Raw genomic sequence first — 13,708 nt, 5'->3', positions numbered from 1 at the left:
TAATCTCTCCTTTTCGCGAGGGTTTCTCATGTAAAAAATGTTCACTTCTCGTGAACATTTTATCATACTGGAAAAGGATTATACACTATTCTCTATGCATTCCCAGCGCACGTGCAAGCTTTTCCGAATTCAGCTCATTGTATTCAAATGAAATGGAATACCCGACAAACAGCCCGTAAAGCAAATAAATGCAAATGGTCGTAATAATTGTATCTGATGTCAGTTCGGTCACCGTGCGCACATCTGGAAAAATCGGATTAAAAACAAAAAACACGAGCAGCCAAAGCACCAAGCCGTATAAAATACCCGGCCACATTGTTTTTAAACGTTTCAATAGAAGAAAATAAAGAAACGCTGCGCCAATTGAAATTACTCCAATCAAAATGATGCTGATTACCGTTCCCAGCCCATGTTTTTTCCACTCTCCGAGCACAAACGGCTGCAATATCATATTCGGGCTGATTTCGGAAAAATGGAACAAATATGCGATATAAGCAACGAAACTCCAAAGTACGCCTCCGCAAAAACCTGTTGCCGCCACCCTGCCGGCCATTGAAACAGGCGGCTGTTGCTTCTCATTCAATTCTTCATTTTGTTCTGTATCTTTTTCGCTTGTCATCATGGCACCTCCAGTTAAAGTGTGCCCAAAAAATGAAATGTCAATAAAAAAGCTCACACTTTTTGACAGCTGCGAGTAAAATTTGAAAATAACGGGTATAATGCATGTAGAAAAAGCAAGGCTATGGCAATTTTTTCAGCCTGTCAATCTAGAGGTTTAGCGCTGTTTCCTGTACAATAGAGTGAAAGGAAATGGTTAGCAATCCTAAAGAAATAGGCAGGTTGATAATATGTCAAAACATAAAGTTCCGCCCGCTTACGGCGGGCAGGCTGTTGTGGAAGGCGTTATGTTTGGCGGAAAGCATCATTACGTTACAGCCATCAGAAGAACGGATGGAAGCATTGACTTTTTTAAGCTTCCACGCAAACACAACCCGAAACTGAACATCGTGAAAAAGATACCGTTTTTACGGGGGATCGCGGCCATTATCGAAGCGAGTGCAAACGGCACAAAGCATTTGAATTTTTCAAGCGAACGTTACGGGCTCGATCCATCTGAAGACGAGACACTTGAGCAGGAAGAAAAAAAATCCTCCGGGCTGTCTATGTATCTCAGCCTCGCAGTTATAGGCGTCCTATCATTTTTGTTCAGTAAATTCGTATTTACATTGGTTCCAGTTTTCTTAGCTGAACTGACAAGGCCGATTTTTTCCTCGGACACGGCGCAAATCGCGGTTGAAAGCCTGTTTAAGTTGATTTTGCTGCTCGGTTACATCTATTTTTTGTCCATGACACCGCTTATTAAAAGAGTGTTTCAATATCATGGAGCCGAACATAAAGTCATAAACTGTTATGAACAGAATTTGCCAATTACTGTGGAGAATGTCCAAAACCAATCTCGGCTTCATTACCGCTGCGGATCAAGCTTTATTTTATTTACGATTATTGTCGGCATGTTTGTTTATTTGCTCGTTCCGACAGATCCGCTTTGGCTGCGTGTTATAGATCGTGTCGCACTGATACCGGTCGTGCTTGGTATATCCTTTGAAGTTCTGCAGCTGACAAACAAAGTGCGTGACATTCCCGGTCTGAAATTACTTGGATACCCGGGTCTTTGGCTTCAGCTGTTAACCACAAAGGAACCTAAGGATGAACAGGTTGAAGTTGCCATCGAAAGCTTTAACGAACTTCTCAGACTCGAAGCATTGTCTGAGCAAAATCAGAAGCCTTCTCACAACGTCATCTAAAATCCGTTGCCCTGCTATTACTTTCGGAGGTGGACAGTTATGAATCATCGTGTACAACCTATTATTGCTGTATTAATTGCGCTGGGAGCGTTCGGTTTCCTCTATGTGCTGGTAACCAATCCCGGAGAAATGGCAAAAATGGCGGTAACCGTCATTGTGGCAGGTATCATTATTTATTTTATTGTGAAATATGTAATGAATCGAAATGCGGGCAGCGAAGGAGCAGCCTTCAAAAAAGCGGCGAAACAATCGCGGCGCCGGATGAAAGAACAAAAAGCAAAACACCGCGCCGGACATAAGGGACGTGTCAGCCACCTGCGAAGCGTTCCGAGCGCCAGCAAGCCTAAGCCGATGATTCTCAAGAAAAAAAGCCAGACTCAGCTGACTGTTATAGAAGGGAAAAAAAATAAAAAGAAAAACAGAGCGCTTTTTTAATAGGTCCACTGCTTTAAAAACAGCTCTGTCCGTCTTTTACCTAGCTCAATCAGGGCTAGTTTTTTTTGTTGTGTTAAATGAAAATCAGTGGCCATTACGTCATCGACAGGGAGAAAAATAATATTTTGTTCATAGCGTGACGCAATGTGCCTTGCGTCATGAGCATCCTTCATCGTTTCAAACAGGGCGCCGAACAGTTCAAAAGCGTTGCGGATATTTTTTTTCGGACGCTCTCTTTCACGCGGCGCAAGCGTGACACCGATCACAGGGCGCTTTCTTTCCTTTGAAAACAGCCAGATTGGAAAATTGCTTAACACGCCTCCGTCGACAACCGTGGCGGTGCCTGTGTCCGTTTTTAATTTTATCGGTTCAAAGAAATACGGAATGCTGCAGCTCATTCTGACCGCTCTGGCAACCGGGAACATATCAGGATTTAACCCGTAACGGGCCAAATCGTCCGGCAAAACAATCATGGTGCCGTTTGTCAGATCAGAAGCAATAAGGCGCAGAGACCCTTTCTGCAAATCGCCGAAAACCCTTATGCCTTTCGCTCTTAACAGATCAGCAATCCATTTTTCTATCGTATCGCCTTTGTATAAGCCAAGACGCCAATAGATGGACACCCACTGGAGCATCTTTAAGGGGAGAAATGAGTACCTCTGGTCCAGCAATTTCTCTCCGTCCACTTCTTCAATTAAAGCGTGGATTTCCTTACTGGTGTAACCTGACGCAATGAAAGCGGCAATAATGGCGCCGGCGCTTGTACCCGCAACTCTTCTAAAGCGGAAGCCTTTTTCCTCAAGCACTTCATAAGCGCCTGCGAGCGCAATGCCTTTTACTCCTCCGCCGGAAAACACACCGTCAATATACATCTCTTCCCTCCCCCTCCATCCGATCGTTTATTACCATTTTAAGAAAACACGCGAAGAAATAGACCAACGAATGACGGGTGGCGTCAGCGTATCAAAAAAGACGGCCTCCTTCGAGACCGCCTTTTTACTGATTATGATGTTCTGTTTTCTTTTGGATTGATTTCAGATCTTTTTTACGGGCATCATCTTCTTCAAAATATTGAACAAGATCCCCGATGCGATCAATACTGTTCCAGCTTAAATGATGTTCGATTCCTTCGACATCGTTATATATTTTCTCTTCATCAACACCAATGATTCTTAAAAACTGCTCAAGCAATTCATGTCTGTATACCAGCCGTTTGCCTATTTTTTTCCCTTTAGACGTTAACACGAGACCGCGATATTTTTCATAAATTAAATATTCGTCTTTATCTAGTTTTTGAACCATTTTTGTTACAGAGGAGGGATGGACTGCCAATGCTTCCGCGATATCGGAAACTCGTGCATATCCTTTTTCTTCAATCAGCATATAAATCTGTTCAATATAATCTTCCATACTTGGTGTTGTCATCGAAACCCTCCCAAAAAGCACCTTAACTTTATAAACCATTACAAGTTTACACTAATGAACTTGAAAAAACAAGGATGCTCCGCGGGTCAAAAGCCCTGTTTACCGCTTATAATTCCATTCATCTGAAGCGTACTTTGTTTCAGCCAAGTGATGAACAAAATCAAGCTCTTCCTGAGAAAGTTCATATGGCTCCAAATGAATGTTAAGACCTGTTTCAAATCCTTCTTTAAAGGCTTTACGAGCCTCATCCATCGTCACCCGCTTTTCAGTGAGTTCATTAATGGCAACCGCTTTATTTTTGAAATTGCGCTGCATCCGTTCTCTTACTCTTTCACTCGGATATAAGAACAGATCGAACAGCTTGTCCTCATCCAAATCAAGCAGAATGGAGCCATGCTGAAGAATCACGCCTTTTTGTCTCGTTTGCGCGCTTCCCGCCACCTTGCGCCCCTCAACTACTAGCTCATACCACGAAGGCGCGTCAAAACAAACAGATGACCGCGGATTTTTTAAGCTTTCTTTTTCTTTTTCAGTTCTCGGGATGGCAAAGTAAGCGTCCAGACCGAGATTTCTAAAGCCTTGAAGTATGCCTTCTGAAATAACCCGGTAAGCCTCAGTAACAGTCGCCGGCATCTCGGGGTGCTCTTCCGAAACAATTACGCTGTATGTCAGTTCCTGATCGTGCAGCACACCTCTCCCGCCGGTCGGGCGTCTGACGAATCCGAGATTATATTTATGTACTGCTTCAAAATTGATTTCCTTTTTAATATTTTGAAAATACCCTACAGAAAGTGTCGCCGGATTCCAGCCGTAAAAACGGATAACCGGGGGGATTTTCTTTTCGCTGTGCCAATATAAAAGCGCTTCATCAAGCGCCATATTGAATGCAGGACTTGCATTGCCTGAGTCTATAAACCGCCAAGTTTCTTTTTGCATTTTAAGACCTTCCTTACCGTTTTAATAGAATCAGTTTATCAAACTGTCGGGAAAATGAAAAATATTTTAGTTCCATTATAGATGACAATCACGCTGTGCTTTACTATAATAGTATTTGTCGAAAACGGCTCTATGACCTTGTTTTATGAAGCAGGGTTTTGATTTTATATGCTAAAGGAGTAGAATCACATTGTCTAATATGATCGTTTTGATTATTTTTGCTGCGTTTATCATCTATATGATTGCTTCATATGTCTATCAGCAGCGAATTATGAAAACACTTACCGAAGAAGAATTCCGCGCGGGTTACCGCAAAGCGCAGCTTATTGACGTTCGTGAACCAAATGAGTTTGAGGGCGGACATATTTTAGGCGCCCGCAACATCCCGCTTTCCCAGCTGAAACAGAGAAAAAATGAGATCCGTACGGACAAGCCTGTTTACCTGTACTGCCAAAACAGTGTCCGCAGCGGACGCGCGGCACAAACCCTGCGCAAAAACGGCTGCACTGAGATTTACAACCTAAAAGGCGGCTTTAAAAAATGGGGCGGAAAGATTAAAGCGAAGAAATAAAGCAAACAGCTGTCTGGTAGACAGCTGTTTTTATTTATCTTTCTACCGCCTCGTATCTGAGCACCGGGTGTCTCGCCGCTTTTGTTTCATCCATTCTTTTTACAATCGTTGTATGCGGGGCCTCCTGAACAAGCTCCGGATTCTCCTCCGCTTCTTTTGCGATTTGAATCATAGCATCAATAAACGCATCCAGTGTTTCCTTTGATTCTGTCTCTGTCGGCTCGATCATGATGCATTCTTCAACATTAAGCGGGAAATAAATCGTCGGCGGATGATAGCCGAAATCAAGGAGCCGTTTTGCAATATCAAGCGTACGCACTCCCAGCTTTTTCTGCCGCTTCCCTGATAATACAAATTCATGCTTGCAATGGCGGTCAAACGGAAGATCGTAATAAGGCGCGAGCTTTCTCATCATATAATTGGCGTTTAACACTGCGTTCTCAGTAACAGCCTTTAATCCGTCAGGCCCCATGGAGCGAATATACGTATACGCTCTCACATTAATGCCAAAGTTGCCGTAATACGGCTTCACACGGCCGATCGCATGAGGGCGGTCATAATCAAACGTAAAGCGCCCTTCTTTTTTGACTATAACTGGCTTTGGCAAATAAGGAATCAGATCTTGTTTTACGCCGACAGGGCCTGAGCCGGGGCCTCCGCCGCCATGAGGGCCTGTGAATGTTTTATGCAGGTTGAGGTGCACCACGTCAAATCCCATATCACCAGGTCTCGCTTTGCTTAAAACAGCATTTAAATTAGCGCCGTCATAATACAGTTTCCCCCCCGCTTGGTGTACAATTTCCGCCATCTCTGTAATCTGCTCCTCAAACAAGCCGAGCGTGTTTGGATTCGTCAGCATAAGAGCTGCAGTTTCTTCATTCACTGCTCTTTTTAAATCCTCTAAATCAACAAGCCCATTTTCATTCGATTTCACCGTAACGGTTTCAAAGCCTGCTACTGTCGCTGATGCAGGATTCGTCCCGTGCGCGGAATCAGGGACAATGACCTTCGTCCGCTTGAAATCCCCGCAAGCTTCATGATAGGCACGGATCATCATCAGCCCCGTCCATTCGCCGTGCGCTCCGGCAGCAGGCTGAAGCGTAACCTCATCCATTCCCGTTATTTCTTCAAGGTGCTTGCTTAAATCATATAAAAGTTCTAATGCGCCTTGCACCGTGTCTTCATCCTGAAGGGGATGAATCGCAGCAAAACCAGGTATACGCGCGATTTTTTCATTGATTTTCGGATTGTATTTCATCGTACAAGAACCGAGAGGATAAAAACCGGAATCCACCCCGTGATTGCGTTTGGACAGCGCTGTATAATGGCGCATGATGTCCAGCTCTGAAACCTCCGGCAGCGCTGCGTCTTCGTCACGAATATAGGTGTCTGACAAGAGGTGCCCCAATTCGATTTCCGGTACATCGAGCTCCGGCAGACTATAGCCGATTCGGCCTTCTCTTGAAAGTTCAAAAATAAGTGCCTGGTCCTGATTACTCATGGCGATCCCCCAATTCCTGAATGAGTGCGTCAATTTCTTCTTTTGTTCTCAGCTCCGTTACAGCAATCAGCATATGGCAGTCCAGCTCCGGATACGTCAGCCCAAGATCATATCCGCCAATCATGCCTTTTGCCAGCAAACGCTTGTTCACAGCTCTCACCGGCTCATCCAGTTTGATGACAAATTCATTAAACATCGGCCCGTCAAACATAACGGTAAGGCCTGCTTTTTTTGCTTCTTGCTTTGCATAGTTGGCTTTTAAGAGATTTTGGCGGGCTATATCTTTTACGCCGTTTTTTCCGAGAGCAGTCATGGCCACTGATGCTGCCAGCGCATTTAAAGCTTGGTTCGAGCATATATTTGATGTTGCTTTATCCCGGCGGATATGCTGCTCCCTGGCTTGCAGGGTAAGCACAAAGCCTCTTTTTCCGTTTTCGTCTTCCGTTTGTCCGACGAGACGGCCCGGCACCTTTCTCATTAATTTTTTAGTAACGGCAAAAAAGCCGCAATGCGGGCCGCCGTACGCTGAAGGAATGCCGAAAGGCTGCGCATCACCGACGACGATATCAGACTGAAACTTGCCCGGCGGAGTGAGAAGACCTAGCGCCAGCGGGTTGGCTGAAACAATAAACATGGATTTCCCTTGATGAGCGATAGGCTCAATATCCTTTAGCGGCTCGATCCGGCCGAAAAAATTCGGGTACTGAACGATCACTGCGGCTGTGTTCTCGCAAACGGTTTGGCGCAATGCATCAAGATCCGTAACGCCATCCGCAGCGGGTACTTCAACAACATCAATATACTGACCTTTTGCGTACGTTTTCAGCACCTCTCGCGATTCAGGATGCACGGTTTTTGACACAACGATTTTTTTCTTTTTCGTGTGGCCTGAAGCAAGCATTGCTGCTTCTGCCAAGGCTGTTCCGCCGTCATACATCGAGGAGTTGGCGATATCCATGCCTGTCAGTTCACAGATCATCGTTTGGAATTCAAAAATAGCCTGGAGCTCTCCTTGTGAAATCTCTGGCTGATAAGGCGTATATGCGGTATAAAACTCAGAGCGCGAAATGACATGATCCACAATGACAGGCTGATAGTGGTCATATACACCCGCTCCTAAGAAAGAAGCGTATTGAACGGTATCACGATTTTTAGAGGCCAGCTTTGTCAGTTCTCTTGTTAATTCTGTTTCTGATTTCGCTTTTTTGATTTGATACTCTTTTTTATATTTGACGTTTTCCGGTATATCAGCAAATAAATCATCGATGCTGCTTACGCCGATAGTGGCAAGCATCTCCTGTTTATCCTCTTCTGTTGCGGGCAAATAACGGTGCTTCATGTGTTGTCTCCTCTCTCCAAGAAAAAATATTAGCGTTTATAAAATGGTGTTTTGACAACTTTTGCTTTCACTAATTTTTTGCGAATCTCTACATCTACAACAGTCCCGATCTCACTCGTTTCCGAATCAATTAAGGCAAGGCCGACGTTTTTCCCTAATGTCGGTGACTGCGTGCCGGTTGTCACCTTTCCGACAGACCTGCCATTTTGGAAAACCTCATATCCGTGCCGCGGTATCCCTTTTTCAATCATTTCGAGACCGACAAGTTTGCGCTTTGCTCCGTTTTCTTTTTGTTCACTCAATACTGACTTACCAAAAAAGTCAGACTCCTTTTTGTGCTTTACAGCAAAGCCTATACCTGCTTCAATCGGTGTAATATCCCGGGTCAGCTCCTGACCGTAGAGCGGGAGCTTCGCTTCAAACCGGAGTGTATCACGTGCACCGAGACCGCATGGAATCAATCCGTATGCATCCCCTGCATCGATAATTTTTTCCCAAATATGCATAGCATCATCACTGCGGCAGTAAATTTCATACCCGTCTTCTCCCGTATAGCCAGTGCGTGAAATAAGTGCTTTGCGTCCGCTGATATCGGCTTCATCAATAAACGCAAACGGCTTTAATGCAGACACATCTGCATCTGTCAGATTTTTCAAGATCGCTTCTGCTTTCGGTCCCTGTACAGCCAAGAGCGCGATTTGGTCTGACTGATTGTCAATCTGCACATCACCTGCTGCATGTTCTTTCATCCAAGCCAAGTCTTTATCTATATTAGAAGCATTAATGACAAGCAGATAGCGGTTCTCTCCTTTTTGATAGATAAGCAAATCATCGACGGTTCCGCCATCCGGGTAACACATCGCTGTATATTGAGCACGGCCTGGCGTTAACGCGGAAACATCATTTGTCATCAATCTTTGCAAAAAAGACAGACAGTCGTTCCCTGACACTTCGACTTCTCCCATATGAGATACATCAAACAAACCGGCTGCAGTTCGGACAGCCTCGTGTTCTTTTTTTATAGAAGAAAATTGAACAGGAAGCTCCCAGCCTCCGAAATCAATCGTTTTTCCTCCATATTCCTTATACAGGTCAAATAACGGCGTTCTTTTCAGCATCTAATTCCTCCCCTTTTTCAACGGCGCAGCTAAAAAACATACAAAAAAGGACAGAGAAACACCTCATGTAAAATGAAGGTTCTCTGTCCTGGCACCTGAAAGTTTACTTTGCATACGCAAAGACGTCCCCTTTGGTGGTTTGCGCATCCGCACAAACACTCTCCAGAGTTGCGTCGAGCAAGAGTTCTTTTGCCTGAGAGATTCACTCCGCAGTTTGCTCCTTCGGCGCCTGTATCCCGAGGTTTTCGGTCAGGTCTCTCCCCTTGCTGTCATTCGCTCATATTTTCATGCTGTTATGGACATACTATAGCAATATCTTACATCAAATACATACTCATATCCTACCATCATCACTATATGCTGGGCAACAGCAATTTGGGCAGATTTTTCTTATATTATTCATCTTAAGAATCGAAGAATAAGAAAGGCGGTTTCAAAGCAATGAATACAGAAATGATCTACGATGCAAAATGGCCTGAAGAATTTGCTGAAAGACTGAAAAACGATGGCCCTTGGGCAAACTGGGAACTGTACAAGCTCTCTGCAGAAATCCAGAAAACATTAGCAATTCCAGAGTTTGAAGGCTTACGGGCTCCTTTATATCTGCCTTCCTTTACGCCGCTCCCCCACCAGCTTGAAGTGGCGCAAAAAGTGGTTGAAAAAATGAACGGGAAAGCAATTTTAGCAGATGAGGTTGGTCTCGGGAAAACGGTTGAAGCAGGACTGATTCTAAAAGAATATATGATTCGCGGGTTAGCAAAAAAAATTTTGATCCTTGTGCCCGCTTCCCTTGTGTCACAATGGGTCAAAGAGCTTCAGGAAAAATTTTTGATTCCGGCTGTTGAACAAAAGAAAAGCTATGTGTGGGAGCAATGCGATATTGTCGTCTCATCAATAGACACCGCGAAGCGTTCGCCCCATCGAGAAATCGTTCTGTCTATCCCATATGATCTTGTCATTATTGATGAGGCACACAAACTGAAAAATAGCAAAACGAAGAACTATGAATTTGTCCGGAATCTCGTAAAAAAATATTGCCTGCTTCTTACCGCAACGCCAATCCAGAACCGTATCGAAGAGATTTTCAATTTGGTGTCCTTATTAAAACCCGGCCATTTAGGCAGTCAGAATCACTTTCAGGAGGAGTTCGCCAAGAAGAAATCCAGTTTAGAAACGCATGAACATTTAAAAGATCTTGTGAATAAAGTCATGATCCGTAACAGGCGGCATGATACAGGGCTGAATTGGAAACAGCGCCATGTTGAAACAGTGCCGATTCAACTTTCTCCATCAGAGCAGGCGCTTTATGATGAAATTTCTCGCTTGAAGGAAAGTATCAATAAACCAGCCAGCATGTTCTCGATTATGACCTTGCAAAGAGAATGCTGTTCGAGCAGAGAAGCGGTGTATATGACGCTGAAAAAGATGCTTGATCAAAAAGAGAAACAAGCACCTGCCATTGATGAGGATACGATTTCAGTTTTAATAGATCGCATCAATCAAGTGACACAAAACTCTAAAGCGCTTCAAGTTGTTGACTTGATCAAAAAGATCGACGATAAGGTCATCATTTTTACAGAATACCGTGCAACCCAGATTTATCTGCAGTGGTTTCTTCAGCAAAACGGCATCAGTTCTGTGCCGTTTAGAGGCGGATTTAAACGTGGAAAAAAAGACTGGATGAAGGATCTTTTCCGCGGAAAAATCCAAGTCCTTATTGCAACTGAAGCAGGCGGTGAGGGGATTAACCTGCAATTTTGCAATCACATGATCAACTATGACCTGCCATGGAACCCGATGCGACTTGAGCAAAGAATCGGAAGAATTCACAGACTCGGGCAGGAGCGTGACGTGCATATTTATAACATGGCGACAAAACATACGGTGGAAGAGCATATTCTAAAGCTTTTATATGAAAAAATTCATTTGTTTGAAAAAGTGGTCGGTGAACTTGATGATATTTTAACGAAAATTCAAGTGAACAATTTTGAAGAGCACCTTCATGACATTTTGTATCACTCAGCAACAGAAGAAGAAATGAAAATAAAAATGGATAACTTAACCTCATTTTTGTCTTATAAAAAACAGCTGCCTGCTGAAAAAAGAGGATCTTAGCCTGTAAGGAGGTTTTATTAGTGAGACAGCAAGAGGTTCACGATTTTCTGCTGCGTTTTTTTCAAGCAAACAGCTGCCAAATCGTCGATCAAGGCTTAGGCTATATGACAGTGCAGCTTACAGTTGAAATGGACAAACAAATCATGAACCGCCCTTTCTACTGGCATTGGCGCGAGAAGACAGGCGGTGATCCGAATCCAATGAAAATCACTTTTATTACAGATAAAGAAAATGCACCAAAAGACCTAGATGGTGAATTTATATATTTTGGGGCCCCGCGTCTTTTTCAAATATTTAAAGCTGTTAAACAAAATGGGAGATTTACCAGAATGTATGAGAAAATTGAATCAGCCGGAGCTAAAGTCCCACTTCAGCCTTGGCTTGGTATAAATGTCACGATTTCATACCAGTCCGACATGAAAAAGGATAAGTTATTGTCACTAGGTCTTCACCTAGTCTCTGGAACGATAATTGAAGATTTTCAAAGCAAGCTGACCCAGTTTTCACTGACGTCTCAAATATGTGACTATTGCTTCACCATTTCACCTATGATCAAACCAGAAAGCGGACTTAAGCGTATGGAAAACTATATTTCAAAATCCGCTATGCAGGAGCCGTCCGACTGGGCGGAACAGGCGGTTAACAGGTGGAAGAATGATATGACATTGCTTGATAAGTTTTACGAGCATATAGAAGAAAAACCAGAAGAATACCATCTAGAAAAACAGGCGCTGAAAACCTTGTATCAACCAAAGATATCAGTTGAAATTGAAAATGGCGGATTGTTTTATCTGCAAAATAATATTTCAAGCTAACTTTTTTACCATTCGACATCATTCTCGTTTTTTTTGAGAAAATACGATTATAATAAAGGTATATTGGAAAAAAATTCTGGCGATTTAATGGCAAATGACTTCCAGAGACTAATGAAGCATACAATAAGTCATGGCCGGACTGGCTGAAATACATAAACAAGTATTTTAGGAGGAGAAACTGCATGAAGAATGCAAAACAAGAGCACTTTGAATTGGATCAAGAATGGGTTGAATTAATGGTGGAAGCCAAAGAGGCAAATATCAGCCCGGAAGAAATACGAAAATATTTACTTTTAAACAAAAAGTCTGCTCATCCTGGTCCGGCAGCCAGAAGTCATACCGTAAATCCTTTCTGAATGTGCTATAATATCACAAGGAAGGTGATGACATTGATTGGCCAGCGTATTAAACAATACCGTAAAGAAAAAGGCTACTCACTATCAGAACTAGCTGAAAAAGCTGGGGTAGCGAAGTCTTATTTAAGCTCAATAGAACGAAATCTACAAACGAACCCCTCCATTCAATTTCTCGAAAAAGTCTCCGCTGTTCTGGACGTCTCGGTTCATACTTTGCTCGATGAGAAACATGAAACCGAATACGATGGTCAATTAGATAGTGAATGGGAGAAATTGGTTCGCGATGCGATGACATCCGGGGTATCGAAAAAACAATTTCGTGAATTTTTAGATTATCAAAAATGGAGAAAATCTCAAAAAGAGGAGTAGTGCCTGAGCAGAGGCACTAACTCCTCTTTTGTCAATAAACATCGAGACGGCCCAGTATATGAATACTGGGCCGTCTCTTTTTATGGCTGTTATTAATTTTTATCCTCGCTGTGCGCTTTTTCATTTTCTTTCACATAACCGTCTTTATCAGTATGGTCCTTTTTGATTGTCAAGCCGTTCCACTGTGTAGCTTCGAACGAGAATTGAAGCTTAATGGAGTTGCCTTGATATTTATTTTGAACCATAAGCCCATTTTCATCTTTTGTTTTATCATCTTTGAATTGGATTTCCATTTGAACCTGATCGAAGTCAGTTGGTGTTTTTGGAACACCATCATATTCAGGAGCGGTTTTACCGTCAATTGTTGCTACATTGACTTTACCGCTTGCATTTAAGAATTTAGGGTCAATTTGTTTTTTGATTTTTTCAGTAGCCGCTGCATCATTTTTAGCAGACATCAAATACAAGTCTTTAAGGTTGGCATCATCTAAAATAATGTTTTTCGGGTAACCATTGCCGCCCTCTTTTCCAACTGTCAACAATGTCACTTCAAACTGGCTGAGGAAATCTTCTGGAGATGTATTGCTGCCGCCGTTTGCTTTAAAATCTCCATAATTAAGCGCCATTAAAACTTCTTTGATCGCAAGTGATCCGTTATTTTCAAATTGGAAATCCTTTGTCAACTTATCTCCCGGCTTTAGATTTGATAGGTTCACACTCGCTGAATTCTCTTTAGCAGATAAATCAAGCGTACCTGATGCAAAAGTAGCATCCTTTGATTTAATGTCGTTAAATGCTGCCCATGTTCCTCCTCCAACTAAAGCTAATCCTAGTGCTGCAGAAGCAACTCCTAAACTCAATTTCTTTTTCATACCCATGGTAAACTCCCCTTTTATTGAATGATTTTATATCGAAACCTGTTG

Annotated in this window: 15 protein-coding genes and 1 riboswitch; of the genes, 7 read left to right on the top strand and 8 right to left on the bottom strand. The window is 43.0% G+C overall.

Features of this window, described 5'->3' with window-relative positions; genetic code table 11:
- Nucleotides 1–85: 85 nt before the first annotated feature.
- A complete protein-coding gene (locus ACQVGT_RS08630) occupies nt 86–622 on the bottom strand; it encodes a YqhR family membrane protein (RefSeq protein WP_080030676.1) in 537 nt (178 codons plus the stop codon).
- A gap of 226 nt (nt 623–848) precedes the next feature.
- Between ACQVGT_RS08630 and ACQVGT_RS08625 the strand changes: the two genes are divergently transcribed.
- Nucleotides 849–1,805: a DUF1385 domain-containing protein gene (locus ACQVGT_RS08625; protein ID WP_015384077.1), complete on the top strand. Its 957-nt coding sequence runs from the start codon at nt 849–851 to the stop codon at nt 1,803–1,805.
- Nucleotides 1,806–1,844: 39 nt separating this feature from the next.
- The gene (locus ACQVGT_RS08620; protein WP_003226367.1) at nt 1,845–2,240 is read left to right on the top strand and encodes an SA1362 family protein; all 396 of its coding nucleotides are present in this window, start codon (nt 1,845–1,847) and stop codon (nt 2,238–2,240) included.
- Here the strand turns inward: ACQVGT_RS08620 and ACQVGT_RS08615 are convergent.
- The 3 genes from ACQVGT_RS08615 to lipM form a co-directional block, all read right to left on the bottom strand.
- Nucleotides 2,237–3,112: a patatin-like phospholipase family protein gene (locus tag ACQVGT_RS08615; protein ID WP_015384078.1), complete on the bottom strand. Its 876-nt coding sequence runs from the start codon at nt 3,110–3,112 to the stop codon at nt 2,237–2,239. The genes ACQVGT_RS08620 and ACQVGT_RS08615 overlap by 4 nt on opposite strands.
- 124 nt (nt 3,113–3,236) lie before the next feature.
- Nucleotides 3,237–3,665, bottom strand: a complete 429-nt coding sequence (gene mntR, locus ACQVGT_RS08610; RefSeq protein WP_003236923.1) for a transcriptional regulator MntR — start codon at nt 3,663–3,665, stop codon at nt 3,237–3,239.
- 99 nt (nt 3,666–3,764) lie between these two features.
- Nucleotides 3,765–4,601 (bottom strand): octanoyltransferase LipM, encoded by an 837-nt coding sequence (gene lipM / locus ACQVGT_RS08605; RefSeq protein ID WP_014664579.1) that lies wholly within the window; start codon nt 4,599–4,601, stop codon nt 3,765–3,767.
- A gap of 190 nt (nt 4,602–4,791) precedes the next feature.
- On the opposite strand from lipM, the gene ACQVGT_RS08600 reads away from it, so the two are divergent.
- Complete coding sequence (locus ACQVGT_RS08600; protein ID WP_004398485.1) at nt 4,792–5,172, top strand: rhodanese-like domain-containing protein; 381 nt, start codon at nt 4,792–4,794, stop codon at nt 5,170–5,172.
- Between the two features lie 34 nt (nt 5,173–5,206).
- Here ACQVGT_RS08600 and gcvPB read toward each other — a convergent pair whose 3' ends face one another.
- Genes gcvPB through gcvT form a run of 3 tightly spaced genes read right to left on the bottom strand, consistent with a single transcriptional unit; the run spans nt 5,207 to nt 9,130 of the window.
- Nucleotides 5,207–6,673, bottom strand: coding sequence for an aminomethyl-transferring glycine dehydrogenase subunit GcvPB (gene gcvPB, locus ACQVGT_RS08595; RefSeq protein ID WP_015384079.1), 1,467 nt, complete (start codon nt 6,671–6,673; stop codon nt 5,207–5,209).
- The gene (gcvPA, locus tag ACQVGT_RS08590) at nt 6,666–8,012 is read right to left on the bottom strand and encodes an aminomethyl-transferring glycine dehydrogenase subunit GcvPA (RefSeq protein WP_015384080.1); all 1,347 of its coding nucleotides are present in this window, start codon (nt 8,010–8,012) and stop codon (nt 6,666–6,668) included. Before gcvPA ends, gcvPB begins: the two co-directional genes overlap by 8 nt.
- Before the next feature lie 29 nt (nt 8,013–8,041).
- Nucleotides 8,042–9,130 carry a glycine cleavage system aminomethyltransferase GcvT gene (gene gcvT / locus ACQVGT_RS08585; RefSeq protein WP_015384081.1) on the bottom strand — a complete coding sequence of 363 codons (1,089 nt, stop codon included), beginning with the start codon at nt 9,128–9,130 and terminating at the stop codon, nt 8,042–8,044.
- Nucleotides 9,131–9,301: 171 nt separating this feature from the next.
- Nucleotides 9,302–9,403, bottom strand: a riboswitch (glycine riboswitch).
- Between the two features lie 168 nt (nt 9,404–9,571).
- Here gcvT and ACQVGT_RS08580 point away from each other — a divergent pair.
- The 4 genes from ACQVGT_RS08580 (at nt 9,572) to sinR (ending at nt 12,785) form a co-directional block, all read left to right on the top strand.
- Nucleotides 9,572–11,245: a DEAD/DEAH box helicase gene (locus ACQVGT_RS08580; RefSeq protein ID WP_015384082.1), complete on the top strand. Its 1,674-nt coding sequence runs from the start codon at nt 9,572–9,574 to the stop codon at nt 11,243–11,245.
- Between the two features lie 20 nt (nt 11,246–11,265).
- Nucleotides 11,266–12,060 carry a YqhG family protein gene (locus ACQVGT_RS08575; RefSeq protein WP_003230200.1) on the top strand — a complete coding sequence of 265 codons (795 nt, stop codon included), beginning with the start codon at nt 11,266–11,268 and terminating at the stop codon, nt 12,058–12,060.
- Nucleotides 12,061–12,242: 182 nt separating this feature from the next.
- A complete protein-coding gene (sinI, locus tag ACQVGT_RS08570; RefSeq protein WP_003230187.1) occupies nt 12,243–12,416 on the top strand; it encodes an anti-repressor SinI in 174 nt (57 codons plus the stop codon).
- A 33-nt stretch (nt 12,417–12,449) separates the two neighbouring features.
- Nucleotides 12,450–12,785: a transcriptional regulator SinR gene (gene sinR, locus ACQVGT_RS08565; protein ID WP_003226345.1), complete on the top strand. Its 336-nt coding sequence runs from the start codon at nt 12,450–12,452 to the stop codon at nt 12,783–12,785.
- Nucleotides 12,786–12,877: 92 nt separating this feature from the next.
- On the opposite strand, the gene tasA is transcribed toward sinR, so the two are convergent.
- Nucleotides 12,878–13,663, bottom strand: a complete 786-nt coding sequence (gene tasA, locus ACQVGT_RS08560) for a biofilm matrix protein TasA (protein WP_003230183.1) — start codon at nt 13,661–13,663, stop codon at nt 12,878–12,880.
- Between the last annotated feature and the right edge of the window lie 45 nt (nt 13,664–13,708).

This window comes from Bacillus sp. SCT118 (assembly GCF_058566435.1).
Note: the sequence above shows the minus strand (reverse complement) of the source record. Positions and strands in the feature narration are given on the sequence as shown.